Origin of the sequence: Colwellia maritima, from assembly GCF_022669015.1 — a bacterium.
Classification (GTDB): domain Bacteria; phylum Pseudomonadota; class Gammaproteobacteria; order Enterobacterales; family Alteromonadaceae; genus Colwellia; species Colwellia maritima.
Map to the genome: position 1 here is coordinate 372121 of NZ_JAKKSL010000003.1, position 26875 is coordinate 398995.

Here is a 26875-nt window from a genome sequence, read left to right on the forward strand (position 1 = left end):
CAACTATCCTAAAAAAACGATTAAACGCGACGTTTCTTAGGAGGACGACAACCATTATGAGGAATAGGTGTAACGTCAGTAATGTTGGTGATTTTAAAACCGGCAGCATTTAAGGCACGGATAGCAGATTCACGACCTGGACCTGGACCTTTAACGAACACTTCAATATTCTTCAAGCCAAACTCTTTTGCAGTAGCGCCTGCGCGATCTGCAGCTACTTGCGCAGCAAAAGGGGTAGATTTACGTGAACCACGGAAACCTGAACCACCTGCAGTCGCCCAAGATAATGCATTACCTTGACGGTCTGTAAGAGTCACGATTGTGTTGTTGAAAGAAGCATGGATATGTGCCATGCCATCAGCAACTTGTTTTTTTACGCGTTTACGCGTACGAACTGGTGTTTTAGCCATTGTCTAGTTCCTCTTACTTCTTAATAGGCTTACGAGGACCTTTACGGGTACGCGCATTTGTTTTAGTGCGTTGACCACGTAGAGGAAGACTGCGACGGTGACGGATGCCACGGTAACAACCTAAATCCATAAGACGTTTAATGTTCATTGAAACTTCACGGCGCAAATCACCTTCTACGGTAAATTTGTCCACTTCAGCGCGAAGCAAATCAATTTTTGCTTCGTCTAATTCACTGATCTTCGTTGATTCTTCAATACCGGCTGCCGCACAAATAGCTTTTGCACGGGTAGCGCCGATACCGTAAATCGCAGTAATGGCGATTACTGCATGCTTACGATCAGGGATGTTAATGCCGGCGATACGGGCCACTAACACATCTCCTATATTAATTTAAAATTACATTGGTTGGAAAGCCCGTTAGGATACCCAACCATTCTCGTTTTTCGCAAATCGAAGCGGCATTATACAGAAAAATCTGCATAATGCCAGTTCAAAAAGATTTATACTGAAAACATTAACTTATTCAGACTTATAGAATGAAGAAATCAAGGACTTCAAAGGTAATTAACCTTGTCTTTGTTTGTGCTTTGGTTCAGAACAAAGAACGCGAATTACGCCTTTACGCTTAACCACTTTACAATTACGACAAATCTTTTTTACGGATGCACGTACTTTCATATCATTATACTCCGTTAACTAAATCAGCTCGGTCTAACGACCGTAACCTTTTAAGTTTGCTTTTTTAAGTACATTATCATATTGATGAGACATCATATGTGTTTGTACTTGTGCCATAAAGTCCATAATCACAACCACGATAATCAATAATGATGTACCGCCGAAATAGAACTGAACGTCCCATGCCATGATCATAAACTGTGGAACCAAACAGACAAAGGTAATATACATCGCACCCGCAAGGGTTAAACGTGTCATGACTTTATCTATATATTTGGATGTTTGTTCTCCCGGACGAATCCCTGGAATGAACGCACCTGACTTTTTCAAGTTATCTGCAGTTTCACGCGGATTGAATACCAATGCCGTATAAAAGAAACAGAAAAATATAATTGCTGCGGCTAACATCAATACATACAAAGGTTGCCCAGGCGACATAGCCTGAGATACGCCTTGTAAGAAATCAGCCATTGGGCCTTCACCTTGTCCGAACCGACTCGCAAGCGTGCCAGGGAACAAAATAAGACTTGAGGCAAATATTGGCGGGATAACCCCGACCATATTCACTTTCAATGGTAAATGCGTGCTTTGCGCGGCAAAAACCTTACGGCCTTGCTGACGTTTAGCATAGTTAACAACAATACGTCGTTGACCACGCTCTACAAATACCACTAAGAAAGTTACTGCAAATACCACAAAACCAATTAACAATAATACTAATAAGTGCAATTCACCTTGACGCGCCATCTCAGCTGTTTGACCAACAGCCGATGGCATGCCGGCAACAATACCAAACAAATATAATGATTGAAATACCATTACCGATCCCACGCTCAGTAATTTGCTCACCTAACCACATTAAAAACATGGTACCTGTAACCAAACTTACTACTGCCGTGAAATAGAAACCAAAGCCGGCATTTATAACTAAGCCTTGCATCATATCCGGTAAACTTCTCGCAATCGCTATTGATTGTACTGTTGCTAGAACTAATGTGCCGTAGCGTGTGTATTGACTGATTTTACGACGTCATCCCTTCACCTTCTTTCTTAAGCTCTGCAAACTTTGGACTAACCACTGTTAACAGTTGCATAATAATTGAAGCTGAAATGTACGGCATAATACCTAACGCCAATACCGAGGCTCGCTCAAGTGCACCACCAGAGAACATGTTAAACATTTCTACAATGGTGCCCTTTTGCTGTTCAAAGAACTGAGCTAATACAGCGGCGTCAATACCAGGGATTGGTACAAAAGATCCTAAACGTAGCACGACTAATGCTATGAATACGAACCACAATCTTTGTTTTAGCTCAGACAAACCGCCTGCGCCTTTGCTTCCCTTTTGCGAAGCTTCCAATCCTGGTTTAGCCATAATCTGTATTATTCCTCGATGTTACCACCGGCAGCTTCAATAGCTGCACGAGCACCTTTAGTTACGCCTAAACCGCGAACAGTGATCTTGCGAGTAATTTCGCCAGACAGCATAATTTTTGCTGTTTCAATGTTACGGCTGATTAGACCAAGCATCTTTTAACGCGTGAATATCAACAACATCACCTTTAATAAGATTTAATTCATGTAAACGAACTTCAGCGCGAACTAAAGATTTACGTGAAGTAAAACCAAATTTAGGTAAACGTTGTTTCAATGGCATTTGACCACCTTCAAAACCTGGACGTACACTACCGCCAGAACGTGACTTCTGACCTTTGTGACCACGACCACCAGTTTTGCCGATACCTGAGCCAATACCACGACCACAGCGTTTTTTAGCTTTATGAGATCCCGGTGCAGGGGATAAAGTATTTAAATGCATTATTAATCCTCCACCTTAATCATGTAAATAACCTTGTTGATCATACCACGTACAGACGGAGTATCTTCTAACTCTACTGTATGATTAATACGACGTAGACCAAGGCCTTTTAATGTAGCTCTATGCTTCGGTAAACGACCGATAGAACTTTTCACTTGAGTTACTTTAACTGTTTTTGACATGCTGAATTACCCCAGTATTTCATCAACGCTTTTGCCACGTTTAGCTGCCATGCTTTCTGGCGAATGCATATTCGTCAAAGCAGAAACAGTAGCGCGAACCACGTTAATTGGGTTAGTAGAACCGTATGCTTTTGACAACACGTTCTGAACGCCTGCAACTTCAAGTACTGCACGCATCGCGCCACCGGCGATGATACCTGTACCTTCAGAAGCGGGTTGCATGTAAACTTTTGAACCAGAATGACGGCCAATGATGACATGCTGAAGAGTAGTTCCCTTCAAGTCAACGTTTACTATATTACGGTGCGCTTTTTCCATTGCTTTTTGAATAGCAGCAGGCACTTCACGTGCTTTACCGTAGCCAAAACCAACGCGACCATTACCGTCACCAACTACTGTTAATGCCGTGAAACTGAAAATACGACCACCTTTAACCACTTTAGATACGCGGTTAACGGCGATTAGCTTTTCAGCCATATCACTTTGTTGTGAGTTTTCTTGATTATGATTTGCCATTATCAACCCCTAGAACTGAAGGCCGGCTTCGCGAGCTGCTTCTGCTAATGCTTTAACGCGACCATGGTAAAGGAAGCCTGAGCGATCAAAAGCTATCTTAGTGATACCTTTTGCTACAGCACGTTCAGCAATTGCTTTACCTACTGCAGTTGCTGCTGCAACATTACCTGTTTTTTCTAACTGAGCACTAACTTCTTTATCTAAAGTAGACGCTGATGCGATAACTTCAGAACCAGTTGGAGCAATCAATTGCGCGTAAATATGACGAGGAGTACGGAATATAACTAGACGATTCGCACCCAACTCGCTGATTTTTGCACGAACGCGTTTAGCGCGGCGCAAACGAGATGTTTTCTTATCCATAGTATTACCCTACTTCTTCTTAGCTTCTTTACGACGAACATATTCATCAACATAACGAACACCTTTGCCTTTATAAGGCTCTGGTTTACGGTATGCACGAATGTTCGCTGCGGTTTGACCAACTAAATGTTTATCACAACCTTTCAGTGTGATTTCAGTTTGGCTAGGAGTTTCAACAGTAATTCCTTCAGGAATAGCGTGACTGATTGGGTGTGAAAAACCTAAAGATAAATCTAATGATTTACCGGCAGCTTTTGCACGGTAACCAACACCCTGTAAAACTAATTTCTTTTCAAAACCTTTACTTACACCTTCAACCATATTATTGATTAAAGCGCGTGCAGTACCGGCTTGAGCCCATGCTTTGCTATTATCGCATGCGATATTCGTAATGATTTGATTTCCTTCTTGAGAAACCGAAACAAAACTGTGGATCGTACGTGATAATTCACCTACTGGACCTTTAACTTTAATGTCTTGACCTGATAACGTTACCGTAACGTCAGCAGGAACAACGACTGGTGCTTTTGCAACACGAGACATAATTCTCTCCTTACTCTACGAAACCTAAGATCTCACCACCAATACCCGCAGAGCGAGCGGCGCGATCCGTCATCAAACCTTTAGAAGTCGAAACAATCGCAATACCCATACCTGCAAGAACTTTAGGAAGTTCATCACAGCTTTTGTATACGCGAAGACCAGGACGTGAAACACGTTTGATCACTTCAATAACTTCTTTACCTTCAAAATACTTCAACGTTACAGCTAACTCAGGTTTTACATCACCTGATACTGAATAATCTGAAATATAGCCTTCTTCTTTAAGTAAGTTAGCAATTGCTACTTTAACTTTTGAAGATGGCATTTGTACTGCAGTTTTTGCTGCAGATTGACCGTTGCGGATGCGTGTAAACATGTCCGCGATAGGATCAGTCATCATAACCATTTACTCCCGTGAATTACCAACTAGCTTTCTTAAGACCTGGAACTTCACCACGCATAGTTGCTTCACGCAACTTAATACGGCTTAAGCCGAATTTACGTAAGTAACCATGTGGACGACCAGTAACATTACAACGGTTACGTTGACGGCTACTTGATGAATCACGTGGTAAACTTTGAAGTTTCAATACCGCATCCCAACGATCTTCTTCAGAAGAATCGACACTTGAGATGATCTCTTTTAACGCACGACGCTTTTCAGCGTACTGAGCTACTAGTTTTGTACGTTTAGCTTCACGAGCTTTCATTGACGATTTAGCCATAACTCTACACCTTCTTCTTGAACGGGAAATTGAAGGCAGACAATAGTGCATGTCCTTCTTCATTATCTTTCGCGCTAGTAGTAATAGTGATATCTAATCCGCGAATTTTATCGATTTTATCATAATCGATTTCAGGGAAGATGATTTGCTCACGAACGCCCATGCTGTAGTTTCCACGACCATCGAATGACTTAGGATTTAAGCCACGGAAGTCACGAATACGTGGAATTGAAATAGAGATTAAACGCTCTAAAAATTCCCACATACGCTCGCCGCGTAGAGTTACTTTTGTACCAATAGGATAGCCTTCACGAATTTTGAAGCCCGCAACTGATTTGCGTGCTACTGTCGTGACCGGCTTTTGACCTGAGATTGCAGTAAGATCATTCGTGGCGTGTTCTAATACCTTTTTATCGGCAATAGCTTCACCAACACCCATGTTCAGGGTGATCTTTTCAATCCGAGGGACTTGCATGACACTTTTATAACCGAATTGCTTTTGCAAATCGCTTACAACTGTATCTTTGTAAAAATCATGCAGTTTCGCCATCGTTTACTCCAATTAAATTAATTCGTTATTAGATTTAAAGAAACGTACTTTTTTACCGTCTTCAAATCTAAAACCAACGCGATCAGCCTTACCCGTTTTAGGGTTAAGGATTGCTACGTTAGATACTTGTAAAGGTGCTTCTTTTTCAACTATTCCACCAGGCTGCTGTAACTGAGGTACAGGCTTAGTATGTTTTTTGATTAAGTTAACGCCTTCTACGAATACTTTACCACTTTCAACAAGAACTTTGGTCACTTTACCTGTTTTGCCCTTGTCTTTACCGGCAAGTATAACTACTTCATCATCACGACGAATCTTAGATGCCATTATCGTGACTCCTTATAGTACTTCTGGTGCTAATGATACGATCTTCATAAATTTTTCATTACGAAGTTCACGTGTCACAGGCCCAAAAATACGAGTACCAATTGGTTGTAAGTTAGCATTTAACATTACAGCCGCGTTTTCATCAAAACGGATAGCAGAACCATCTGAACGACGAACACCTTTCTTAGTGCGCACCACTACCGCAGTGTGAACATCACCTTTTTTTACTTTACCGCGAGGACTTGCTTCCTTTACGGCAACTTTGATGATATCACCAATGCGTGCATAGCGACGGTGCGAGCCACCAAGAACCTTTATACATTGAACACGCTTAGCGCCACTGTTATCAGCAACATTCAGCTGTGATTGCATTTGGATCATTGATTTTTGCTCCGCTGTTATCTTTTAACTATTTATTTCCTATCTAATAGAAAAACAAATATAAATCATTAAGATAAATTAAAATTCAAGGCCAGAAATTTGACCCGTCACTGCCTTAAAAAGACTTCCCACCGACATTAAACTTCTACTAAAAGTGAACCACTCAAAGTTAATGGGCGCGAGATTATAACACCACTAAAAATAAAGTGATAGCTTAATTAACTAAAAAATGAACAACAACATAATAAATAGGATATAAGCTATATATAAGCAGCATGTTTAACATAGCTTTATACTTAATAAAGCTGAATAATGATTGACTAACACACTATAAACTTGCTAAAAAGCTTGCTCAAGAAAAAAGACTGATAACAATAAGTCATAGATACAGTATTTATTTGTTGCTAAACCACTGATAAAAATGACTAATATTTTTATTTTACATTTTATTAGTTCAAAACATTGATTTTCATCAACTGTGATACAATATAGTCCTGATATTTTAGGTCTATATCTATATTAAGTAAGTTACGTAGTTGATATTGGCAATTACAACCAAGGTAAAATTGTTAACTGGTGTTATTACCAAGCAACCTTGATATTTGTAGTATTAGGAGATTCAGCATGCCAACAAGTAAACATAGAACATTAGGTATTTTAGCATTAGCAGGCGTTGAGCCTTATCAAGAAAAAGGCGGTGAAGAATACATGGGTGAACCCCAACAAGAACATTTTAAGAAAATTTTAGATGCATGGCGCATACAGCTACGTCAAGAAGTCGACCGCACTGTTACCCACATGCAAGATGAAGCAGCTAATTTTCCTGATCCAGTTGATAGAGCAGCTCAAGAAGAAGAGTTTAGCCTTGAATTACGTACCCGTGATAGAGAACGTAAGCTCATCAAAAAAATTGAGAAAACATTACAATTAATTGAAGATGATGATTTTGGCTTCTGTAATTCTTGCGGTATCGAGATTGGTATTCGCCGTTTAGAAGCTAGACCCACTGCCGATCTTTGTATTGAATGTAAAACACTAGCTGAAATAAAAGAACGTCAAATGGCGGCTAAGTCACCCGTTTTGCAAGCCTTGCAACAAGACATTCTATATTCCGAGCGACCATTGTTAGCATCGCAAGATTGTTATCGTGGTCGTTTTGCTCCCTCACCTTCTGGATTTCTTCACTTTGGTTCTTTAATTACGGCATTAGCAAGCTTCTTAGATGCAAAAGCGAATGTGGATAGTAAAGGCAATCAGGGTAAATGGTTAGTTCGCATAGAGGATATTGATCCCCCTCGAGAGCAGACAGGTGCCAGTGCTGCCATATTAAAAACCCTTGACGCTTTTGGACTTAATTGGGATGAGCAAGTGCTATATCAAAGCCGGCAGTCTGATTGTTACCACCACATACTTCATGAATTACAGCAGCGAAAGCTCAGTTATTATTGTCAGTGCACACGTTCAGAGATCAAAGTTCTTGGTGGTATTTATCAAGGAAACTGTCGTACATTAAGCAACTCACAGCAGCATAGCGCTATTAGACTCATTAATCATTACGGTTTATATCAATTTAATGATATTTTTCAAGGGGATGTTACTTGTGATAAAGCCTTAGCTGAAGAAGACTTTATTATTCACCGAAAGGATAAGCTGTTTGCTTATCAATTAGCTGTAGTTCATGATGATATTTATCAGAATATTACCCATGTGATTCGCGGCTGCGACCTACTCGAACCTACCGCCAGACAATTAACGTTATTTAAAACCCTTAACCAAAAGTTACCTGAGTACGGACATATACCTTTAGCTACAACTAAGCACGGCTATAAACTCAGCAAGCAGAATAACGCACCTTGTATTGACAACACTAAACCACAAGCGACCTTAGTTGCCGCACTATCCTTTTTAGGCCAAGAACCTGTCCATGATTTGGTTCATGAATCCGTTGATACTATTATCACTTGGGCTATTAAACACTGGGAAAGAAGCAAAGTACCTAAGCAAAAAGAAATAAGCATCTCGACACTATAATTAACTTGAAGCATCTAACCTACATTACCGATTAACCAATTAATAGAGATTAACCATGAATTTAAATTTTGCTGAATTATCTCCGAATCAACGTTACCATTTAATGACACAAACGATCATTCCCCGACCTATTGCTTGGGCATTAACCGACTCAGGTAACAGTTCATTTAATTTAGCTCCGTTTTCATATTTTACAGCCGTTTCGAGTGCACCGCCTATATTGATGTTATCTGTTGGAAAAAAACCCAATGGTGATAACAAAGATACGCTAGTAAACATTATTAAAAATAAAAAGGTTGTTATACATATTGCATCCACACAACAAGCGGCACTAGTTACCCAAACATCTCAAACATTGGACCATGGTGAATCAGAACTAACAGAAGCAAATATAGAGACCTCTGAATTTGCTAATTTTTCACTGCCAAGAATAGCGCAATGTGATATAGCTTATGGTTGTGAACTTTATGAAATCAAGGAACTTGGCGATGTACCACAAAGTTTAATTTTTGTTGAAGTTAAACAAGTGTATATCAATGATAAAGTGGTAGACATCGACGAAAAACAAAGAATTAAAGTGCATGCTGATAGAGTCCTACCTTTATCTCGTCTTGGAGGCGGAGAGTATGCCACGATCAATCAACCCTTTGAAATTATTCGTCCCAAGTAACTTAAGAATAACGAACATTAACATTAACTTATGAAGAAGCTGTATCTATTATGTCTAAAACAATTGTAATTACTGGCGCAAATCGAGGTATTGGTTTTGCTATAACAAAAATTTGTAAAGAGCGAGGAGATATTGTTTATGCTCTATGTAGACAAAGTTCTCCACAACTCAGTGCTTTAGGTGTTCAGGTAATAGAAAATATTGATATTGCAACGGAAGTAGGCATTTCTATAGCTAAGCTTGCGCGGCTAATGTTGATATTGACGTGTTAATTAATAATGCCGGTATTTTACGTGATGAAAGCTTATCAAGATTTAATAAAACAACAATAGCAGAACAGTTTTCAGTCAATGCGCTTGCTCCGCTTGCATTAACACATGCGCTATTAACACATTTACATACAGGCAGCAAAGTCGCTTTTATTACCTCAAGAATGGGCTCTATCACTGACAATACTTCAGGTGGGCGTTATGGTTACAGAATGTCGAAAGCAGCACTTAATAGTGGTGCCATGTCTTTAGCTAGAGATCTAGCAACTGAGCAAATTGCCATTGGTATTTATCACCCTGGTTATGTTAAAACAGAGATGGTTAATACAGGCGGCAGTACTAGTAATGGTGATATTAGTGCTGATGCGTCAGCATTAAAATTAATTACCTTAATAGATAATTTAACCATGGAAGACTCCGGTGTATTTAAACATTCTAATGGTGAAGTCTTGCCTTGGTAGGTATTTTTTATTGAAAATATGTTCTAAAAAAAGCCTGTAATTTGCAAAAATTAGCGGCTTTTTCATTCTCTTTTTTACTCATTTGTTATATCATTACAACTAAATTATCCAGATATTTTTTCATATACTTCCTATTACCAATAAAAGGCCGCCGATTATCAAACGCGTCATAAATTTATGCAAAAAAGTTTTTACTAAAAACACCAGTAAAAAAGCACTCAATAACAACCATGTCACAACACTTAAAGAGCCAATAATAATCACTCGTGATCAACACCCTGTATCGCGTCAGTTAATTAGTCCAAACGCACTTAAAGTACTGTTTAGATTAAACAAAGGTGGTTTCGATGCTTATCTTGTAGGTGGTGGTGTTCGCGATATTTTACTTGGTCAAAAGCCTAAAGATTTTGATATTGCTACCAATGCAACACCTGATGAAATCAAAAGCTTATTTAGAAACTGCCGTTTAATTGGTCGCCGGTTCCGTCTTGCACATATTGTGTTTGGACGAGAAATAATTGAAGTTGCTACCTTTCGTGGTCATCACAACAGCGCTAACGACAAGGATAAAAATTGCACTAAAACATCGAAACAAAGTGAAGATGGCATGTTATTACGTGACAATATTTATGGCAGTATTGATGAGGATGCAGAACGTCGCGATTTTACTATTAACGCCCTTTATTATTCATCAAAAGATTTTAAAATATTTGACTTCGCCAACGGTGTTCAAGATGTAAAGGATAAAATCATTCGCCTCATTGGCGATCCTGAAACCCGTTATAGAGAAGACCCTGTACGTATGCTACGTGCTATTCGTTTTGCTACAAAACTGGATATGGAAATAGCCGTTGAAACCCGTAAGCCTATCAAAGAGTTGTCACCATTGATGGCTAATATTCCTGCGGCGCGCATGTTTGAAGAATTTTTGAAAATGTTCATTTCAGGCAAAGCCTTAGCAAACTACCATCAATTACGTGAATACAACCTATTCAGTTATTTTTTTCCTGCGGTAGACCAGAAATTACCTAAGCTTAATGCACCAGATAAAGATGAATCAAATGACGGTGACTTGCTTGAACGTTTCATAATTCAAGCTATGAAAAATACAGATAAACGCATCAACAATGAACAGCGTGTTACTCCTGCATTCTTATTTGCAGCCATGCTTTGGTATCCATTACAGCATTATATTAAACAGATAAATCTTCACAATCAAATGTCTCCTCAAGATGCATTCTTTGCAGCCTTAAGTGAAATAATGCCAGAACAACAACGCAGTATTGCTATTCCTAAGCGGTTTCAAAGTGTGATGAAAGATATCTGGATTTTGCAAGAAAAGTTAGCACGACGTGAAGGTAAAAAAGCATTTAAAACGTTTGAACATCCTAAATTTAGAGCCGGTTATGACTTTTTATTATTACGTGCTCAAATAGAAACAGACAATACTCAGCTAGCAGAATTAGCAAAATGGTGGACTGATTTTCAAGATATTAGCTTTGATGCGCAACAACAAATGGTAAAGAGCGTTAAAAGCGTCCCCGGTCCTAAACGTCGTACACCAAGAAAACGACGCAAACCGACAATCAATCCTGCGGTTGAATCCTAGTTCACATGATTTCTTCCCCTAAAATTGCCTATATTGGCTTAGGTAGTAATTTATCTGGGCCTGTTGAACAAATCAAACAAGCGATTAAAAAAGTAGAGATAATACCGCATAGTCGACTGCTTTCTGTCTCATCTTTATACCTTAGTAAGCCGATGGGACCCCAAGATCAAGATGATTATATCAATGCGGTTTTAGCGTTAGAAACATCACTCTGTGCCATTGAATTATTAAACTCACTGCAATCTATTGAAAATAATGCAGGGAGAGTACGTAAGGAAAACAGATGGGGAGCGCGTATTTTGGATCTTGATATCATTCTTTTTGGTAATGAAATAATAAATACTGACCGTTTAACCATACCCCATTATGGCATGAGTGAGCGCGAGTTTGTGCTACTACCTCTTGCAGAAATCGCCCCTAAATTAATACTTCCCAATGGTGATAGCCTCGAAGACTTAAGCCAAAAAATAGCAAAAAATTCAATGGTAAAGCTAAGCTAAAGCAATCTAAGCCGAGCTGTATATTGCAGTTAAAAAAAATTTATGCCACAGTAGCGTAACTGAGTAATTACTCAAGTAATACTCTCACGAATCAACTCAACAAACGAATTGAGAACTGTATGGCTAAAATAACCACATCTACCTTGTTAAAAATGAAACAACAAGGTGAAAAAATTTCAACCATTACTGCTTACGATGCGAGCTTTGCAAAGCTATTCGATCAGGCAGGCATTCATGCTATTTTAATTGGTGACTCTCTCGGTATGGTACTACAAGGTCAAGATGATACCTTACCTGTTACGATTAATGACATGGTTTATCACACGCAATGTGTACGCCGAGGTGTTGAAAACACGTTAATTATTGGTGATATGTCTTTTATGACGTATGCCACTAAAGAGCAAGCCTTAATTAATGCCACAAAACTGATGCAAGCGGCGCAAGTATGATCAAAATGGAAGGGGGCGCCTGGTTAGCTGATACAATTAAATCTCTGGTTGAGCGCGGTATTCCTGTTTGTGCTCATTTAGGTTTAACACCTCAGTCAGTCAATGTATTTGGCGGTTTTAAAGTACAAGGGCGTGATGATATTCAAGCGCAAAAAATGATTCAGGACGCCCAAATACTAGAACATTTGGTGCACAATTACTTGTCTTAGAGTGTATTCCTGCACCACTGGGTAAAGCAATATCCGAAGCTGTTAGCATTCCTACCATTGGTATAGGTCTTGGCAAAGATACTGACGGACAAATATTAGTAATGCATGATGCTTTAGGTATTTCGTGTAGTTATATGCCCAAGTTTTCTCGTAACTTCATTAAAGAAACGGGTGATATCAAAAAAGCCATTGAGCTTTATATCAGTGAAGTATCAAAAGGTAACTTCCCTGGCGAAGAACATATATTTAAATAAATTTACGTCAATATATCTATTCTAGTGACCAAAGAAAAACTCTCGCTAATAAGAGCTTTATATCACTTTAAGCATTACTTATTGGCGATTTAAGAGATAAATATGAACACAGTTGAAAACATAAAAGATTTACGTGACCAAGTTAAAGCTTGGAAAATGCAGGGCTTAACTATTGCTTTTGTACCTACCATGGGTAATTTGCATGATGGACATCTAGCGTTAGTCAAAGCCGCACATCGTCATGCAGATAAAGTTATTGTTAGTATATTTGTCAACCCTATGCAGTTTGGACTAAGTGAAGATATTGATAATTATCCTCGCACATTAGCACAGGACAAAGCTAGCCTAAGACAAGTAGATACCGACCTACTATTTACCCCAACCTCTGCGATTATCTATCCGAAAGGGTTCGGTGATAATAGCTATGTTGAAGTACCAAATATTTCAAGTTTGTATTGTGGTGCGACTCGGCCCGGACACTTTCGTGGCGTAGCCACCGTTGTGTGTAAACTCTTTAATTTAGTACAACCGGATGTTGCTTGCTTTGGCTCAAAAGATTATCAACAATTACAAGTAATTAAAACCATGGTTGACGATTTATCTATGCCTGTTGAGATTATTCCTGTAGAGATAATTAGAGAAAAGTCAGGTTTAGCAATGAGTTCACGTAATGGTTACCTAACACCTGAAGAGTTAGCGATTGCCCCTACATTATATAAAACGTTACAGTGGTTAAGTGAGCAATTACGCACAAGTCATGAAGCAAGAGACTATGCTGCTCTTGTGATGCAAGCGAGCGAAAAACTCGAAAATGCAGGCTTAAAAACAGATTATATAAATTTATGCCATGCTCAAACATTAGCACCGGCAATGCCAAACGATAAAGAGATTGTTATTTTAGCTGCTGCCTATTTAGGTAAAGCAAGGCTAATTGATAATTTGCCCGTTAGTCTATAAATAACCTAAGCACTTACATTTAAATGTAAGTGCTTAAATCTAGTCCCTCTAAGATGACTCTTTATAGCGTTTTTCAAACGCAGCAATACTAAAGCCATTCATTTTGTTTTTTCCCCACAAAATAACAGGCACACCTTTTCCCCCAAGCGCTTTAAATTCACTGTGATATTTTTTTGAAGTTTCAATGTTTTTTTCTTTGTATATTATGCTTTTTTCAGCAAAGTATGCTCTTGCTTTCGCGCAGTAACCACAACTTGAAGTGGTGTACATAACAATTTTTTGCTGCTTTCGATAAGTTGATGGGTTACCAGTTGATAATAGCTTTTCTTGGGTTTGTGAATAAGTACTAGCACGAGAATTTAGGTGTTGCTCATCGATTGTTTCGGTAGCATTACTCGCAGATGGCGTGTCGCTATAATGCACCTTACCATTAGCATCTACCCATTTATAAATTGCAGCTGCGTCCAAACTAGACATGCCGCTAGTGAATATTAACAAAAAATAAAGCAATCCTTTATACATATTATATCCTTATTAACTTATACCCGTTTAACCGAGATTTAACTTATTTTTGCCATATTCAATAATTGAGGTAAAAATGTTTCACTTTCTTTGGCTAACAAACACTGCTCAGCAAGAATATCATGTAGATTACTTTTACTCGTTAATGGATTAGCTAGCACAACTCTAAATACAATCATTTTTTCGCCACCATAGCGTGCGACTTTAATGCGTGTACGAGAAACAAATGAGCGACCGACCTCACGTTGACGCTTTTGTATGAATTTAGTTAATTTACCTAAAATCAAATTAAGCTCAGCTTGCTGCTCTTCATCACCGCTTAATTGACAATCAGCCAGTAATGCTTGAACTAATTTAGGCACATACCTATATGTTAATAAGCACAACTCAGGTTTAGTGATTAATTCAAAATCATCATGCTGATCAATGATGCTCGCAAAATACTCAGCCTTTTCAATTGACTGATTTATAAGCATTTCGTAACCAGGACGGCTAATTATATGCAAACTGGCGTACACTAACATCGCCATTCCTGGGCGTGAGCCTTCTAATGTATGACTACCTAAATCCTTAGAGCCTTTACGTAAGATATACTCAGCATGATGTTCAATATCGGCAACAGAAGAGGGATCTTTAAATAAAACGACACCTGCCCCCATAGGTACATACATCTGTTTATGTGCGTCGATAGTTACAGAATCTGCACGTTCAATACCCGCAAGAATACTTCTATATTTATTAGAAAATAAAGTTGCTCCCCCCCATGCGGCATCCACATGAAAATGACACTGGTATTCTTTTGCAATATCAGCCATCTCATCTAATGGATCAACATTGCCCGTTTCTGTGGTACCCGCTATGCCGACAATAGCTAAAACTTTAATATTTTCAGCTTGAAGTTGCCGACATTTTTCTGCCAATTTTTGACAGTCTATTTTATTGTTTTCATCTGTTTCGATAGCAATAACACTGTCTTGCCCAATACCAAGGATATCAGCCGATTTCTTTAATGAATAATGTCCTCGCTCTGAAACAAGAATCACCAGGCCCTGATAACCGTAATGAGTCAAAGCTGAGTATAAGCCAGAGCGACTAATGCCTTTAAAACTGCCCTGCGATTTTAATAACTTGTTACGGGCAACCCAAAGTGCGGTGATATTAGCAACAGTTCCGCCCGAACAAAATGCTCCTAAAGAATGCTGAGCACTGTGCATCCAGGTTTGGTAAAAATCATCCTTTTCTTGATACACTAAATTATGCATCATACCTAGCACTTGTCGCTCTAGCGGTGTGAAAGCTTTTGAGGTTTCTACTTTTACTAAATTTTGATTAAGACCTACCATTAATTTAGATAAAGGTAAAATAAAGGCAGGTAAAGCCGATGTCATATGCCCGATAAAGCTAGGGCTTGCAGTATGAACTGATTGCGAGACTAATTTGTCTAACAAATGGTGCATATGATCAGAAACAAATTCAGGTTGTTCGGGTATTCGTGGACAAATAAAGTCTTGTTCAATATCCGTTAGCGCATTTTTACTGGCAACAATATGATTATTCAAAAAACCTAGTAGGTTTTGAGAAATTTCTTGTTCAATACGCCCTAACGTTGACTCAGGAGATTCAGCTAGTGTAAAAATTCTATGTAAAGCTTCGGGGGTTGCTCGGGCAAAACGCTTAGGCGTAATCATACTAATTCATAACAAGTTATCTATTTAAGCAGACAACTTTAATAAAAAAAACCTCTAATGTCTTCTATTTTCAAAAAAAGAGCCGTAATAATACCTTAATAATAGATATAATCGTTATTCACAAAGTTAATGGATTAACGAACTAGCGTAAATTAAGGCAGCCTGAGAGCAGAGTGCTATTACAGTTATTATCATCAATATTTTATTCTTCATGGCTTTCATCACAATTTCCTTCAATCTATGTACTGATTAAATATATACAATCAATTGTCATACCAAAAAGTTAATTAATTGATTTACAAGACAATAAATAAATTAAAATTGTGAGGGTTAAGAATGATGTGGTGAAAATAACGATAAATTAGTGTTTTTGAGTAATCAATGTTCTACCGGGAAAACTACCAACAAAAATTTAACGCTTGAACACTAATTGCCAAGACACTTGTCCACTTGCCTGATACTTAGCCTCAAAAGGTGTCAGTGGTTGTACTTCAACCGTTAACTTAGTAAGTTCCCCCGGTAGATTTACTTGTTTAGCTGCTTGTTGAAACTCTTGTAAGTACAGTTGCCAATTACTACGCAAAATGATTTGTTTACCTAACGTAATTAATGTTGGAAATACAGCACTTCCGTGCCAACGTCGTTGTAAATGTTTTGATTTGGGCCAGGGTTAGGATACAAAATATAATGTTTAGAAATAGGCCAGTTAGCCATTTTTACTAAACGATAAAAATCATTTAAATCAGCACGAACTAAATGAAAATTATCCGCTTGATAGCCGTTTTTCAAATCAAAACCGACAATATTTCGCTCAAGTCGACTAGCAGATTTATCCACACCTATAACTAACGCTTCAGGATTTAAGCTTGCAAGTAAGCGTGTGCTTTGACCAACACCACAACAGGAATCAAGTATGATCTCTCCATTGGGTTTATCAAGAAGAAATGCATCAACAAGTTCGTTGATGTCATCAAAGGCTTTTTGCGTATGCACTTGGTAAGGTTTTTTAAAAGGATGTGCTAAATGTTTTTTTACAATGTCATCCAATTTTTCATGTATACCGCTTTGATTGGTAATAATAGCTTTAGAATCACCTACGGAATGACTCAATTCTGCATTTGTTGATATTTTCGAATTTGTATTCATATAAATTAACTACTTTGTTGCCTTAACTTCTAAGACCTATTCCTTTACTAATTAAAATCATGGCAAGAGTAAATAACGTAATAATAAAGAAACCTATCACAGCAAAAGCCGTAATGATATTCACATCAGATATTCCCAAGAAGCCATATCGAAAGGCATTTACCATATACACTATTGGATTAATTTGAGAAACACCTTGCCAGAACTCAGGTAACAAACTAATGGAATAAAAAACACCACCAAGGTACGTTAAAGGCGTTAATATAAAAGTGGGAATAATAGATATGTCATCAAATGAACGAGCAAAAATAGCATTAATTAACCCACCTAAAGCAAAGGTTGCAGAGGTTAACGAAACCGTAGCAATAATAACCCATACATTATGAATTTGAATATCAACAAACAGTAATGATACCAAAGTCACAATTGAGCCCACTAACATGCCTCTCGCCATACCGCCGCCAACATACCCCGCAACAATAACCCAATTAGGCACAGGGGCAACTAACATTTCTTCGACATTACGCTGCCACTTAGCGCTAAAAAAAGAGGAGGCTACATTTGAATATGAATTGGTAATAACACTCATCATGATCAAACCTGGCACAATAAACGACATATAATCAAAGCCGCCCATTTCACCAATACGCGAGCCAATAAGCGAACCAAAAATGACAAAATATAAGCTAATGGTGATAGGCGGTGGTACTAGAGTTTGCACCCAAATACGCATAAACCTTTGTATTTCTTTATTTAAAATGCTTTTTAAGGCAATTGTGTTATTCATATTATTTAGCCTTCTTTTTCGCAACGTTATGCTCAATTAAGTTAACGAAAAGCGCTTCTAAGCGATTACTTTTATTTCGCATACTTAAAACATCAACATCTTGTGCTGTTAGCTGTGCAAAAACAGCATTTAAGTTTTGCGGTTTTCGTAAATCAATTTCTAATGTGTGATCATCTATCATGCGATACCCCACATCTTCTAAGGTTACTTCATGTTGGTGTACCGCTAGATCTAACACGAAAGTCTCCCCTTCTAGCTGTGCTAATAGCCCTTTCATACTAGTATTTTCAACAATTTCGCCACCGTCGATAATAGCGATATTTCGACATAAGCTTTCAGCTTCTTCTAAATAATGCGTTGTCAATATAATGGTAATACCCTGCGCATTGAGTGTTTGCAAAAAATCCCACATGCCTCGACGAATTTCAATATCTACTCCTGCAGTAGGTTCATCTAAAATCAACATTTGCGGCTCATGCATTAATGCACGAGCAATCATCAAACGACGTTTCATTCCACCAGATAATTCACGGGCTGCAGCATGTCGTTTGTCCCATAACGATAGCTGTTTTAAATATTTTTCTGCACGAATTACGGCTGTTTTTTTATCAACACCATAATACCCGGCTTGATTAACTAAAATATTCATTAGCGGTTCAAATTGATTAAAATTGAATTCTTGTGGTACTAATCCAATAAATGATTTTGCTTTTTCTAAATCAGTATCAATATCATAACCAAATACTTTAACTTGTCCCTTGGTTTTATTGACTAATGAAGTTATTACGCCAATTGTGGTAGATTTACCCGCACCATTTGGGCCAAGTAATGCAAAGAAGTCTCCTTGTTTTACAGTTAAATCAATACCTTTAAGCGCTTGAAAGCCACCTTTGTAGGTTTTAGCAAGCGCGTTTATTTCTAACGCATAACTATCATAAGCATGAGTTTCTATGCTGTTAGTATTTGATGTAGATGTCATGTTTTTCCTTTAAGGGTTATAAATAAAAACAGTCAAGGATAAGGAAATTTAATATGGTGCTATTAATTGTAATTTCAACCGCAATGAAGATCTATAAAAATAAAAATAGAATCAACCACTACGCGGTTTCTTGATATCAATTAAATAGATTGCCTATATTGTTATGCTATAATTAACATTATATTTTCAATACATCTTTTATTGATGTGATTCATGACTAAAAAAAACCTATCTATCCGCGAAAAAACCATCTTTGACGGGCTATTTACCAAATATTTTTTAAAATCGTTATTTACACTCTGGTTCAAATTAGCGGGCCGGAAAGTATGTAAACACCCTCCTGAAGGTGCGGGCGTTGCTATTGCAGCGCCACATACTTCTAACTTGGATTTTATTTACGCGCTCGGCGCAGCAATAATACAAGATGTAAAAATTTACTTTTCCATAAAAGACAGTATGTGCAAAGTGCCTGTTTTAGGTACTTGGCTAATGTGGTTAGGGGCTATGCCGATTGATCGCTCCTCAAAAGGTCAAGGCCAAGTTGAACAAATAAAAGCATTTATAGATTCACAAAAAGGCAATCGAGTATTCTTCTTATTTACCCCTGAAGGCACCCGTGGCGCAGTTAAAAAATGGAAAACAGGCTTTTATCATATTGCTCAAGGTTGTGATTTACCTATTTTTCTTGCCAAGGTAGATTACCTAAGTAAAGAAACTGGTGTGTTTCATACTTTTAAATTAACGGGTGATAAAGACAACGACATTCAAGCAATGCAGGCATCATATAAAAGCGTTCATGGTAAACATCTTAACGATCAATTTCCTCCCTATATTGGTCAGCTGCCATCAATCACCGAAGCAGAAGCCGCTATTATTCAAGCCTTGTATTCTCTTAAAGGTGTAGCGACAAAAATGGAAATTACTGCTAAAGCTAAATTAACCAAATTATCTAGCAATATGTTAACGCTTTTAATAGACAAAGGTTTATTAGAAAAAATCACCGTTATCGGCGGCACTAATGAAAGTACTTACCGACTAACGTTCTGCCGGTAAAGGTTATTTTTTGCACCTAACGCCACGATATGACAATTGAAACAAACCCGTTAGTACTTAATAAACACCACACTTGATAATGCAGGCACAGTAAAGCCTTTTTCATCGGCTTTACTTTGTTTGATTACTGCGTCAACGCTGTTTTGTTGAATTGGGTGCAATTGATATTCACTCGCGCCTGGGTAAGCAAAAGTTTGTGCTTCGGTCTTGGTGTTAAAGATGACCATTAAACTATCAACATGATCATCTGCCACCTGCCCTTGCGTGTCGTCTAGTTTCATCACCAATAAACCTAGCTGTTCGTTTTGAGTATTCAGAAAACTAACTTTTTCGATAATATCATTCGCTGTGGTTAACCTAAATAAAGGTGAACTCATGCGCAGTGCTAGCATTTCTTCAAACACGTTAGCGCTAAATTCAATATGCTTAGCCTGAACGTGATCTCGACCTTGATGCCCTTTCAATACGGCTTTAATTAACGGCCAGTTGTCTTGATCTTTATCTGCCGGTGGCAGACCAACATTGTAGTAATTATTTTGTTTACTAAAATCGACTCGATTAAACCAGTCACCATAATCATAACTGTCTCTAAGGTAAGATTTAGAGCGCATAAACTCTGAGCCCATATGTAAGAATGGAATACCTTGAGCAAACAATATGAATGATAAACTTTGTAAATGCATTCTGACGCGATTGTCTGTAGAAACATCAAAAGGCAATCGATATTGGCTGTTATCCCACAAGGTTTGATTATCGTGCTTTGAAACATAATTAATAGTATCTGCCGGATCTAAGGCATAACCTGTGGGTTGATCTCCATAGGGGATATCCTTACCGAGTATTTGTGTACCATTTTGCTGTTTTAGTGGAAACGTTGATAAGTTACCCGCTAAACCAATACGCAATTGATCCATGCGCAACTCATACTCTTGGCGGCTGTTAGTTTGACTTAAGCGTTCGTTTGGTTGCATCAACAAGCCATTACCTATGCCTTGAGAGTCACGGGTGTTATTTCCTCCGCCGCGCACTGCATCACGTAGTCTATCGCTATAAGTACCAATTTCTGTACCGCCTAAATTTAACTGGCTCGCTTGTTCAAAACGGCTATTGTTGGCAACTTCACCAAAATTCCACCCTTCACCATAAAAATAGGTATCGCTATCTACGGCACGCACCGCTTCACGCGCAGCTAACATCGCCGCTTTACTCTGATGCCCCATAAGATCAAATCGAAAGCCATCAATTTTATAATCTCGTGCCCAAACCACCAAAGAATCTGACATCAATTTTGCCATCATAACGCGCTCTACTGCGGTATTATCACAACAGGTAGATTGCTCAATAGCGCCTGTAATGGGGTGAAGCCTATGATAATAATTAGGTACTATTTTATCTAAAACGGCATTAGGCTCTAAACCAGATTGATGAGTATGGTTATAAACCACATCCATAATTACTCTGAATCCTAAGCCATGAATGCTTTGTACCATTTCTCTAAACTCAACCAAGCGTGAAATGCCTTGCGGATTTAGCGCATAATTACCTTCGGGCACAGTGTAATGATAAGGATCATAACCCCAGTTATAATCATCAAACTCTCTTAACTCACTTACTACTTGTTGTGCCTCTGTGCCACTCACATTAAAACTGCTTAGTAATGATTTTAGCGTTTGTTTATCGTCATATTTTTCAGTACATAGTTTGATATATGGTTTGATGTCGCATACTTTAGCTTTAGCGTTTTCCACCGTGTCAGACAAACTAACCACTTTGCTTGATTGTTCATTCACCGTAGCAATATCAAACGTTGGCAATAAGTGGATATTATTCAAACCTGCTTTTTGCAATGCTTTTAAATGTTGTATACCCTCTGAATTTTGTTCACTAAAGGCTTTATATTTACCACGATAATCATCCTCAGACAGCGACAAATCATCAGAGCTAAAATCTCGAATATGGGTTTCATAAAAAATATTATCCTCTGCGTTCTTAACTATGGGGATGCTATGGTTTTCCCAATTTAACGGTTGTGTCGCCGGATCGTCCAAATCAACTACTTGTGAGTACTTACTATTTACAGACAAACTCAAAGAATAAGGGTCGGTAGTCGTTAGCGTTTCTACTTTTTTAGATTCAGGATGATAGACAGTGACTTGATATTGATAGAAGGCGCCTTTAAGTGACGTATCACCTACGACAGACCAAACACCCGTTTTGGTATCTTCAATCATAGTAAGTGAAGGTGTTTGAGTGGTGTTAGTACACCTGATGAATCATCATTAAAAAGTAATAACTCAACTTTTTGTGCGGTGGGTGCCCATAACTTAAAACTCACGCCATTAGTTAAGATGGTTGCACCAAGATCTTTAACTTCATCTGCGTCATTATCACCTTCTGTGTACAAAGCATCAATCACCGCACCTGTTTGCACAGTAGACACTTTCTTTACTTCACCCTTGGCATCAATACCTGCAACGAATAGAGGTTGTTTTAACCAAGCTTTCGCTTGTGATCTTGATAAGTTTACTTGAAAGGCTTGAAAGTTCCTTAAATGTGGGGATTGCTCTTCCACTTTGCTTGGCAACGCCATTTTAGTTAAAGCAACAGTCTCCATGCCTGTTTTCGAGCTACTCAGTAATTGATAGTCTATTGCTGTATTTGTCTTAGGTAACACGAGTAAATCAGTGGTTAGCCAATGCGCCGAGCTATCAGTGACTGAACGCATTAACTCTTCCGTACTCTTTAAACTCTGCTTATTGATTACTGTAGAAGGAGTTTGCTTTTGAGTATTGTCCCCACAAGCAGTTAACAGCATTGTAGTAAAGAATATTGTATAGAGAATCAGTGAAGCTTTGTGTTTTTTCATCATAATAGGTCTAATAAATGTTTATTATTAACTTACTTGTTCTACCTAAATAAAAAAACCAGTTTCGTTATATTGCATACGTATTCACTTAAAAGCTAAATTTTTTGACTTTCACCATCCATTCATATTTAATGTCGCAAAATTGTATCATTACACACATTAATTAGGTTTTTGATACTTCTTGATTGATTAATTGTTTAAGGACGAATAATGTACTTCTTAATTAGATCTATTCTGTTATCTACCCTATTTTTTATGCTTTGCGCATGTGGTGGCGGAGCTTCGGATTCAACAAATTCTACCACACCTTCATTATCTAAAGATTCAAACATCATTAGTAACTCAAAAAATCATAGTATTGATGAGCTAAAAGATGCATCCGTAAATCTTGCCAAGAAACGGTATACTGGTCTCAATAACAAAGCTGATATTGATATTGAATTAGCACAACAAGTATTTTTAAAGTTGTTCCATGATTCAATCACCGAGGAACCCGAAATAGTCAACGAAAACTTTAGAGAGCACCTTGATGACAACGGAAATATTGATATTACATTCTCATGTGAATACCAAGGAAGTGTTGAATATAAAGGGAAACTAGATGCTAGCTTTAAAGGAAATATCTCTTTAAGTTATAACAATTGTGAGCAATCAGACAATAATTTTGCAATTTCAGGCTCTGCTGCTATAAGTATTATAGAGCTGACAGAGTCATCAATTAATATCACTTACTACTATGATAACCTACATTGGAATGTTGACGGCCAATCAGTACAACTTAGCGGTTATTCAAACTACATATCAAATGAAAATAATACAACAGGGGTGTTCTTCGATAGTAACGACCAACAAATACTGTATACAATTGATAACAAAGAACAATTTTTTCTAAATGCGCAACTTGATTATAGTAATCAAACAAATGAGTATGAAGCAAATTTATCTGGAGAATTTTTTATAGGCGACACAGGAAAAGTCTCATTAAGCCTAGAAAATGTTAATGATTTACCTCCTTATCTCAATTCAGGAAAGTTTATTTTAACGGGTAATAACGTTGCGGCGTTTGAATTTGACCGTACTTATATTCGTTACGTTGAAGATAACAATAACGATGCTATTTTTGATGTTGGTACATTCTTTTCTGGCACGTACGAATTGCTTAATGGTGTTGCTTCTTCAAAACAATTAGTTTCTTTAGATAATTTATCTTTCCCTCCATCCTCAAACTCTCCAGGATTAGTATACGGTCAATCAGTTAATACCTTAACCCCAATTGAAATTAGACCGGGAAGTTACAGTGATCCAGATACTGATACCGACCAACTACAAATATCTTATCGTTGGTATATCAATGATGAAATTGTCGCTAATAATTTAAGCAATATACTTCCAAGACACTTAGCTGTTTATGGTGATAATGTTAAAGTTACCATGCTAGTATCGGATGGTAGTAGTTTAATAGAAAGTCGCCACCTTTCAATTACCTTGGAAGATTCACCTGCACAAATTCAAGTCACTAATTTACCAAAGGTAATTAAATCTGGAGATGTCATTCAGTTCTTAGCGGTTGTTTCAGACCCCGATACAGATACAAATGCAAATGAACTCAATAGTGTTTTAGTATCGGGGCCAAGTGGAGCAACTATTGATGAAGATGGCATTGTAAATTGGGAGGTACCCACTAATTTATTGTTTTCTTTTCAAGAATATGAATTCACTTTTGCCATACTTGAAAAAGAAGGGGAACATAGCAGTGAAATAAGTGTTCCTGTGATGGTTGAGTCAGATAAAGATTTTACGATCGCTCGTTCTGGAATTGAAGTTCCAAAATCTAATAAATCTATGTGGGTTGGCGACTTTGATGGTGATGGAAAAAATGAAATATTATCTACCGATAGTATAGGAAGCATATTCTTACTTGAATATGACTCGGGAACTTATCAACAAAAATGGGTTTACCCTTTTAAAGTGCCTAGCGAAGGTCGAATTAAACAGGTTCTGGCTATCAATATTGATAATGATTCTGAACTAGAAATCATCGTTGTAACTGAAAATGGTATTAGCCTAATTAATGGCCTAAACAGTTTGGCAACATTACTATTCTCAACAGATAATTATTTAACCTTTGCAACTGTTAAAGATATTGATAATGATGGAACGCCAGAGCTTGCCTACCTATCTTCATCTCAAAGTTTTTCTAGTTCAGACATATCTTTAAATGTAATTTCAATGGAAGCCCCTGAGCAAAGCTTATTTAGCACAAATGTATCAGAAGCGAGACAAATTGAATTTGCCAACGTTGATACTGATAGTAATCTCGAATTAATAACAAATAATGGCTTAGTATACGATACATCAACATGGCAAAATCAATGGTTTAGCGGTACTGAATTTGGCAATGCTAGTGTTACAGCCGGAGACTATAACGGAGACGGTATCGCAGAAATCGCAGGTTCCAATCGTTGGGGAAACATTGCAGTTTATTCTGCCACAGATAAATCACAGCTAGACAGTTTAGATAATTTCAATACCTGTTCATTACATAGTGCTGACGTAGATAATGATACTATTGATGAGTTGTTAGTTGGTGATTGCCAGTGGGGGAACATTACTGCTTATAAGCTAATCAACAATAAACTGACATCATTATGGTCTATTAATATGCAAGATCATGGCTCAGTTTCTCTTACTAGTGGTGACTCTGATAATGACGGGAAAGTGGAGTTGCATTGGGGCAGCGGCATTAGCAGTTCTGGTGAAGATATTTTTGTCAGTGCCGATCTTGAAGGCAGTACAGTGTCTATTAAAGAAGAAGCAACGTCTAGTCAATTAGGCCCATACAATAGTCTTGGATGGGCAAACTTAACCGATGCCCAAGAAAGGGCTGTCTTTTTTATTCCCAGAACGGGAAGTGGCTATGGTGGCAGTCGAATAGCAACTATGGACCAAAGAGGGTCATTTTGAACTAAGTGATGAAATTTCATCAAACTGGGATAACAGTGCATACGCCGTTACTACTGATTATAATAACGACGGTTTTGGTGACATTTTCTTACCTAGTACTCCAACTTATAACGGTTCGTTTGCTGCCATGCAATTAAATGATAATAGTATTCACTGGCAAACAGTGGGACTATAATTCAAATATTGGAATAATTAAAGCAAATGATATTAATGCCGATGGTTTTGAGGATGCTATCTATGCGGATAGTAAAGAATTACATGCTATTGATGTACAAAATCAAATCATTATCTCAAACTATACATTTGATTCACAAATAACTGATTTCACGCCTTTTAGAGTACAAGATAAACCCTCTGTTATTGTTGCTTTTGACAATAAATTATCATTTCTTACCAGTAATAATTCAGTTTTTTCAGAACAATCTTTTATCAATCAATCATGTAACCGTTTAGAATTAATTAATTATGATACTAATACTGATTTAGAATTAATGTGTTTACAAAAAAACAGCAACAAACAACAGTTAATAATATATAAATTAAATGATCTTACTTTTACTGAAGTTGCTAGAAACGATATTGATAATATAGTGCTCGATATAGCCATAGATCCAACCACAGATCAGCAACAAAATATATTCTTAACGGTTCAAACAGGAACTGACTCTGCTTGGTATGATGACAATAATTCGTACCAAATAAAAAAATCGACCGCAGACGGAAATATTATTTGGAGTAGTCCTGCTTTAGTTGGTAAGCCAAGTTCTCATGGACTTAAAACGCGATATATTGCGGGCAAAGGGTTAGAGTTAATGATATCAACTACAAATATGATGTATTGGATTAAGTAACGCTTTATAAACTATTTATGTTTTTTAATACTTCAATGGGCTTGTTGAAAACAATCAGCAAGCCCTTACTTCTCCTCCTCTAAAATGATTCTATTCTTTGACATCCAACTAGTA

26 protein-coding genes and 6 pseudogenes are annotated in these 26875 nt (G+C 37.7%); 11 read left to right on the plus strand and 21 right to left on the minus strand.

Features of this window, described 5'->3' with window-relative positions:
* Positions 1–20: 20 nt before the first annotated feature.
* From rpsK to rplN, 14 genes and pseudogenes are all read right to left on the minus strand, one after another.
* Entirely contained in the window at positions 21–410 is a 390-nt protein-coding gene (gene rpsK, locus L3081_RS17580) for a 30S ribosomal protein S11 (RefSeq protein WP_159817719.1), read from the minus strand.
* 13 nt (positions 411–423) lie between these two features.
* Positions 424–780, minus strand: a complete 357-nt coding sequence (gene rpsM, locus L3081_RS17585; protein ID WP_242287332.1) for a 30S ribosomal protein S13 — start codon at positions 778–780, stop codon at positions 424–426.
* A gap of 195 nt (positions 781–975) precedes the next feature.
* Positions 976–1089, minus strand: a complete 114-nt coding sequence (gene rpmJ, locus L3081_RS17590; protein ID WP_130603190.1) for a 50S ribosomal protein L36 — start codon at positions 1087–1089, stop codon at positions 976–978.
* Between the two features lie 33 nt (positions 1090–1122).
* Positions 1123–2465, minus strand: a pseudogene (gene secY, locus L3081_RS17595) (preprotein translocase subunit SecY).
* An 8-nt stretch (positions 2466–2473) separates the two neighbouring features.
* A pseudogene (rplO, locus tag L3081_RS17600) lies at positions 2474–2909 on the minus strand (50S ribosomal protein L15).
* 2 nt (positions 2910–2911) lie between these two features.
* Positions 2912–3091: a 50S ribosomal protein L30 gene (gene rpmD, locus L3081_RS17605; RefSeq protein WP_242287333.1), complete on the minus strand. Its 180-nt coding sequence runs from the start codon at positions 3089–3091 to the stop codon at positions 2912–2914.
* Between the two features lie 6 nt (positions 3092–3097).
* Complete coding sequence (rpsE, locus tag L3081_RS17610) at positions 3098–3607, minus strand: 30S ribosomal protein S5 (protein ID WP_242287334.1); 510 nt, start codon at positions 3605–3607, stop codon at positions 3098–3100.
* 9 nt (positions 3608–3616) lie between these two features.
* Positions 3617–3970 carry a 50S ribosomal protein L18 gene (gene rplR, locus L3081_RS17615; RefSeq protein ID WP_242287335.1) on the minus strand — a complete coding sequence of 118 codons (354 nt, stop codon included), beginning with the start codon at positions 3968–3970 and terminating at the stop codon, positions 3617–3619.
* 9 nt (positions 3971–3979) lie between these two features.
* Positions 3980–4513, minus strand: a complete 534-nt coding sequence (rplF, locus tag L3081_RS17620) for a 50S ribosomal protein L6 (protein WP_242287336.1) — start codon at positions 4511–4513, stop codon at positions 3980–3982.
* Positions 4514–4523: 10 nt separating this feature from the next.
* On the minus strand, positions 4524–4913 hold the full coding sequence (rpsH, locus tag L3081_RS17625; RefSeq protein WP_420839755.1) for a 30S ribosomal protein S8: 390 nt from the start codon (positions 4911–4913) through the stop codon (positions 4524–4526).
* A gap of 19 nt (positions 4914–4932) precedes the next feature.
* The gene (rpsN, locus tag L3081_RS17630; protein ID WP_242287338.1) at positions 4933–5238 is read right to left on the minus strand and encodes a 30S ribosomal protein S14; all 306 of its coding nucleotides are present in this window, start codon (positions 5236–5238) and stop codon (positions 4933–4935) included.
* Between the two features lie 4 nt (positions 5239–5242).
* Positions 5243–5788, minus strand: coding sequence for a 50S ribosomal protein L5 (gene rplE / locus L3081_RS17635; protein WP_242287339.1), 546 nt, complete (start codon positions 5786–5788; stop codon positions 5243–5245).
* A gap of 12 nt (positions 5789–5800) precedes the next feature.
* Entirely contained in the window at positions 5801–6115 is a 315-nt protein-coding gene (rplX, locus tag L3081_RS17640; RefSeq protein ID WP_242287340.1) for a 50S ribosomal protein L24, read from the minus strand.
* 12 nt (positions 6116–6127) lie between these two features.
* Positions 6128–6496, minus strand: coding sequence for a 50S ribosomal protein L14 (rplN, locus tag L3081_RS17645; RefSeq protein WP_242287341.1), 369 nt, complete (start codon positions 6494–6496; stop codon positions 6128–6130).
* A 624-nt stretch (positions 6497–7120) separates the two neighbouring features.
* Between rplN and dksA the strand changes: the two are divergent.
* The 8 genes and pseudogenes from dksA to panC form a co-directional block, all read left to right on the plus strand.
* A pseudogene (dksA, locus tag L3081_RS17650) lies at positions 7121–7561 on the plus strand (RNA polymerase-binding protein DksA); the annotation flags it as partial.
* On the plus strand, positions 7556–8527 hold the full coding sequence (gene gluQRS / locus L3081_RS17655) for a tRNA glutamyl-Q(34) synthetase GluQRS (RefSeq protein ID WP_242287588.1): 972 nt from the start codon (positions 7556–7558) through the stop codon (positions 8525–8527). The pseudogene dksA and the gene gluQRS, both read left to right, overlap by 6 nt.
* Before the next feature lie 55 nt (positions 8528–8582).
* Positions 8583–9197, plus strand: coding sequence for a flavin reductase family protein (locus L3081_RS17660; RefSeq protein ID WP_242287342.1), 615 nt, complete (start codon positions 8583–8585; stop codon positions 9195–9197).
* A 50-nt stretch (positions 9198–9247) separates the two neighbouring features.
* Positions 9248–9927, plus strand: a pseudogene (locus L3081_RS17665) (SDR family oxidoreductase).
* 259 nt (positions 9928–10186) lie between these two features.
* Positions 10187–11536, plus strand: a complete 1350-nt coding sequence (gene pcnB, locus L3081_RS17670) for a polynucleotide adenylyltransferase PcnB (protein WP_338027408.1) — start codon at positions 10187–10189, stop codon at positions 11534–11536.
* A gap of 5 nt (positions 11537–11541) precedes the next feature.
* Positions 11542–12036, plus strand: coding sequence for a 2-amino-4-hydroxy-6-hydroxymethyldihydropteridine diphosphokinase (gene folK, locus L3081_RS17675; RefSeq protein WP_242287343.1), 495 nt, complete (start codon positions 11542–11544; stop codon positions 12034–12036).
* A gap of 119 nt (positions 12037–12155) precedes the next feature.
* Positions 12156–12948 (plus strand): annotated as a pseudogene (gene panB / locus L3081_RS17680) (3-methyl-2-oxobutanoate hydroxymethyltransferase).
* A gap of 102 nt (positions 12949–13050) precedes the next feature.
* Positions 13051–13905, plus strand: coding sequence for a pantoate--beta-alanine ligase (panC, locus tag L3081_RS17685; RefSeq protein WP_242287344.1), 855 nt, complete (start codon positions 13051–13053; stop codon positions 13903–13905).
* Between the two features lie 48 nt (positions 13906–13953).
* On the opposite strand, the gene L3081_RS17690 is transcribed toward panC, so the two are convergent.
* The 5 genes and pseudogenes from L3081_RS17690 to L3081_RS17710 form a co-directional block, all read right to left on the minus strand.
* Positions 13954–14427, minus strand: a complete 474-nt coding sequence (locus L3081_RS17690) for a glutaredoxin family protein (RefSeq protein WP_242287345.1) — start codon at positions 14425–14427, stop codon at positions 13954–13956.
* Positions 14428–14465: 38 nt separating this feature from the next.
* Positions 14466–16115 carry a pyridoxal-dependent aspartate 1-decarboxylase PanP gene (gene panP, locus L3081_RS17695; RefSeq protein WP_242287346.1) on the minus strand — a complete coding sequence of 550 codons (1650 nt, stop codon included), beginning with the start codon at positions 16113–16115 and terminating at the stop codon, positions 14466–14468.
* A 412-nt stretch (positions 16116–16527) separates the two neighbouring features.
* A pseudogene (trmB, locus tag L3081_RS17700) lies at positions 16528–17261 on the minus strand (tRNA (guanine(46)-N(7))-methyltransferase TrmB).
* 22 nt (positions 17262–17283) lie between these two features.
* A complete protein-coding gene (locus tag L3081_RS17705; RefSeq protein WP_242287347.1) occupies positions 17284–18048 on the minus strand; it encodes an ABC transporter permease in 765 nt (254 codons plus the stop codon).
* A 1-nt stretch (position 18049) separates the two neighbouring features.
* The gene (locus tag L3081_RS17710) at positions 18050–19027 is read right to left on the minus strand and encodes an ABC transporter ATP-binding protein (protein WP_242287348.1); all 978 of its coding nucleotides are present in this window, start codon (positions 19025–19027) and stop codon (positions 18050–18052) included.
* A 213-nt stretch (positions 19028–19240) separates the two neighbouring features.
* Here L3081_RS17710 and L3081_RS17715 point away from each other — a divergent pair, with 213 nt between their 5' ends.
* A complete protein-coding gene (locus L3081_RS17715) occupies positions 19241–20080 on the plus strand; it encodes a 1-acyl-sn-glycerol-3-phosphate acyltransferase (RefSeq protein WP_242287349.1) in 840 nt (279 codons plus the stop codon).
* A 50-nt stretch (positions 20081–20130) separates the two neighbouring features.
* Here L3081_RS17715 and pulA read toward each other — a convergent pair whose 3' ends face one another.
* On the minus strand, positions 20131–22311 hold the full coding sequence (gene pulA / locus L3081_RS17720) for a pullulanase-type alpha-1,6-glucosidase (protein ID WP_242287350.1): 2181 nt from the start codon (positions 22309–22311) through the stop codon (positions 20131–20133).
* Positions 22308–22949, minus strand: a complete 642-nt coding sequence (locus L3081_RS17725; RefSeq protein WP_242287351.1) for a hypothetical protein — start codon at positions 22947–22949, stop codon at positions 22308–22310. Before L3081_RS17725 ends, pulA begins: the two co-directional genes overlap by 4 nt.
* Before the next feature lie 207 nt (positions 22950–23156).
* Between L3081_RS17725 and L3081_RS17730 the strand changes: the two genes are divergently transcribed.
* Both L3081_RS17730 and L3081_RS17735 read left to right on the plus strand, forming a co-directional pair.
* Positions 23157–25910: an FG-GAP repeat domain-containing protein gene (locus L3081_RS17730; RefSeq protein WP_242287352.1), complete on the plus strand. Its 2754-nt coding sequence runs from the start codon at positions 23157–23159 to the stop codon at positions 25908–25910.
* 137 nt (positions 25911–26047) lie between these two features.
* On the plus strand, positions 26048–26761 hold the full coding sequence (locus L3081_RS17735; protein WP_242287353.1) for a hypothetical protein: 714 nt from the start codon (positions 26048–26050) through the stop codon (positions 26759–26761).
* Positions 26762–26875 lie beyond the last annotated feature (114 nt).

Excerpts from the sequence above, each read along its gene's own strand:
- rpsK (WP_159817719.1), bottom strand. The coding sequence starts at position 410 with ATGGCTAAAACACCAGTTCGTACGCGTAAACGCGTAAAAAAACAAGTT.
- rpmJ (WP_130603190.1), bottom strand. The coding sequence starts at position 1,089 with ATGAAAGTACGTGCATCCGTAAAAAAGATTTGTCGTAATTGTAAAGTG.
- rpmD (WP_242287333.1), bottom strand. The coding sequence starts at position 3,091 with ATGTCAAAAACAGTTAAAGTAACTCAAGTGAAAAGTTCTATCGGTCGT.
- rpsE (WP_242287334.1), bottom strand. The coding sequence starts at position 3,607 with ATGGCAAATCATAATCAAGAAAACTCACAACAAAGTGATATGGCTGAA.
- rplR (WP_242287335.1), bottom strand. The coding sequence starts at position 3,970 with ATGGATAAGAAAACATCTCGTTTGCGCCGCGCTAAACGCGTTCGTGCA.
- rplF (WP_242287336.1), bottom strand. The coding sequence starts at position 4,513 with ATGTCTCGTGTTGCAAAAGCACCAGTCGTTGTTCCTGCTGACGTTACG.
- rpsH (WP_420839755.1), bottom strand. The coding sequence starts at position 4,913 with ATGATGACTGATCCTATCGCGGACATGTTTACACGCATCCGCAACGGT.
- rpsN (WP_242287338.1), bottom strand. The coding sequence starts at position 5,238 with ATGGCTAAATCGTCAATGAAAGCTCGTGAAGCTAAACGTACAAAACTA.
- rplE (WP_242287339.1), bottom strand. The coding sequence starts at position 5,788 with ATGGCGAAACTGCATGATTTTTACAAAGATACAGTTGTAAGCGATTTG.
- rplX (WP_242287340.1), bottom strand. The coding sequence starts at position 6,115 with ATGGCATCTAAGATTCGTCGTGATGATGAAGTAGTTATACTTGCCGGT.
- rplN (WP_242287341.1), bottom strand. The coding sequence starts at position 6,496 with ATGATCCAAATGCAATCACAGCTGAATGTTGCTGATAACAGTGGCGCT.
- gluQRS (WP_242287588.1), top strand. The coding sequence starts at position 7,556 with ATGGCGGCTAAGTCACCCGTTTTGCAAGCCTTGCAACAAGACATTCTA.
- L3081_RS17660 (WP_242287342.1), top strand. The coding sequence starts at position 8,583 with ATGAATTTAAATTTTGCTGAATTATCTCCGAATCAACGTTACCATTTA.
- folK (WP_242287343.1), top strand. The coding sequence starts at position 11,542 with ATGATTTCTTCCCCTAAAATTGCCTATATTGGCTTAGGTAGTAATTTA.
- panC (WP_242287344.1), top strand. The coding sequence starts at position 13,051 with ATGAACACAGTTGAAAACATAAAAGATTTACGTGACCAAGTTAAAGCT.
- L3081_RS17690 (WP_242287345.1), bottom strand. The coding sequence starts at position 14,427 with ATGTATAAAGGATTGCTTTATTTTTTGTTAATATTCACTAGCGGCATG.
- panP (WP_242287346.1), bottom strand. The coding sequence starts at position 16,115 with ATGATTACGCCTAAGCGTTTTGCCCGAGCAACCCCCGAAGCTTTACAT.
- L3081_RS17705 (WP_242287347.1), bottom strand. The coding sequence starts at position 18,048 with ATGAATAACACAATTGCCTTAAAAAGCATTTTAAATAAAGAAATACAA.
- L3081_RS17710 (WP_242287348.1), bottom strand. The coding sequence starts at position 19,027 with ATGACATCTACATCAAATACTAACAGCATAGAAACTCATGCTTATGAT.
- L3081_RS17715 (WP_242287349.1), top strand. The coding sequence starts at position 19,241 with ATGACTAAAAAAAACCTATCTATCCGCGAAAAAACCATCTTTGACGGG.
- pulA (WP_242287350.1), bottom strand. The coding sequence starts at position 22,311 with ATGATTGAAGATACCAAAACGGGTGTTTGGTCTGTCGTAGGTGATACG.
- L3081_RS17725 (WP_242287351.1), bottom strand. The coding sequence starts at position 22,949 with ATGATGAAAAAACACAAAGCTTCACTGATTCTCTATACAATATTCTTT.
- L3081_RS17730 (WP_242287352.1), top strand. The coding sequence starts at position 23,157 with ATGTACTTCTTAATTAGATCTATTCTGTTATCTACCCTATTTTTTATG.
- L3081_RS17735 (WP_242287353.1), top strand. The coding sequence starts at position 26,048 with ATGATAATAGTATTCACTGGCAAACAGTGGGACTATAATTCAAATATT.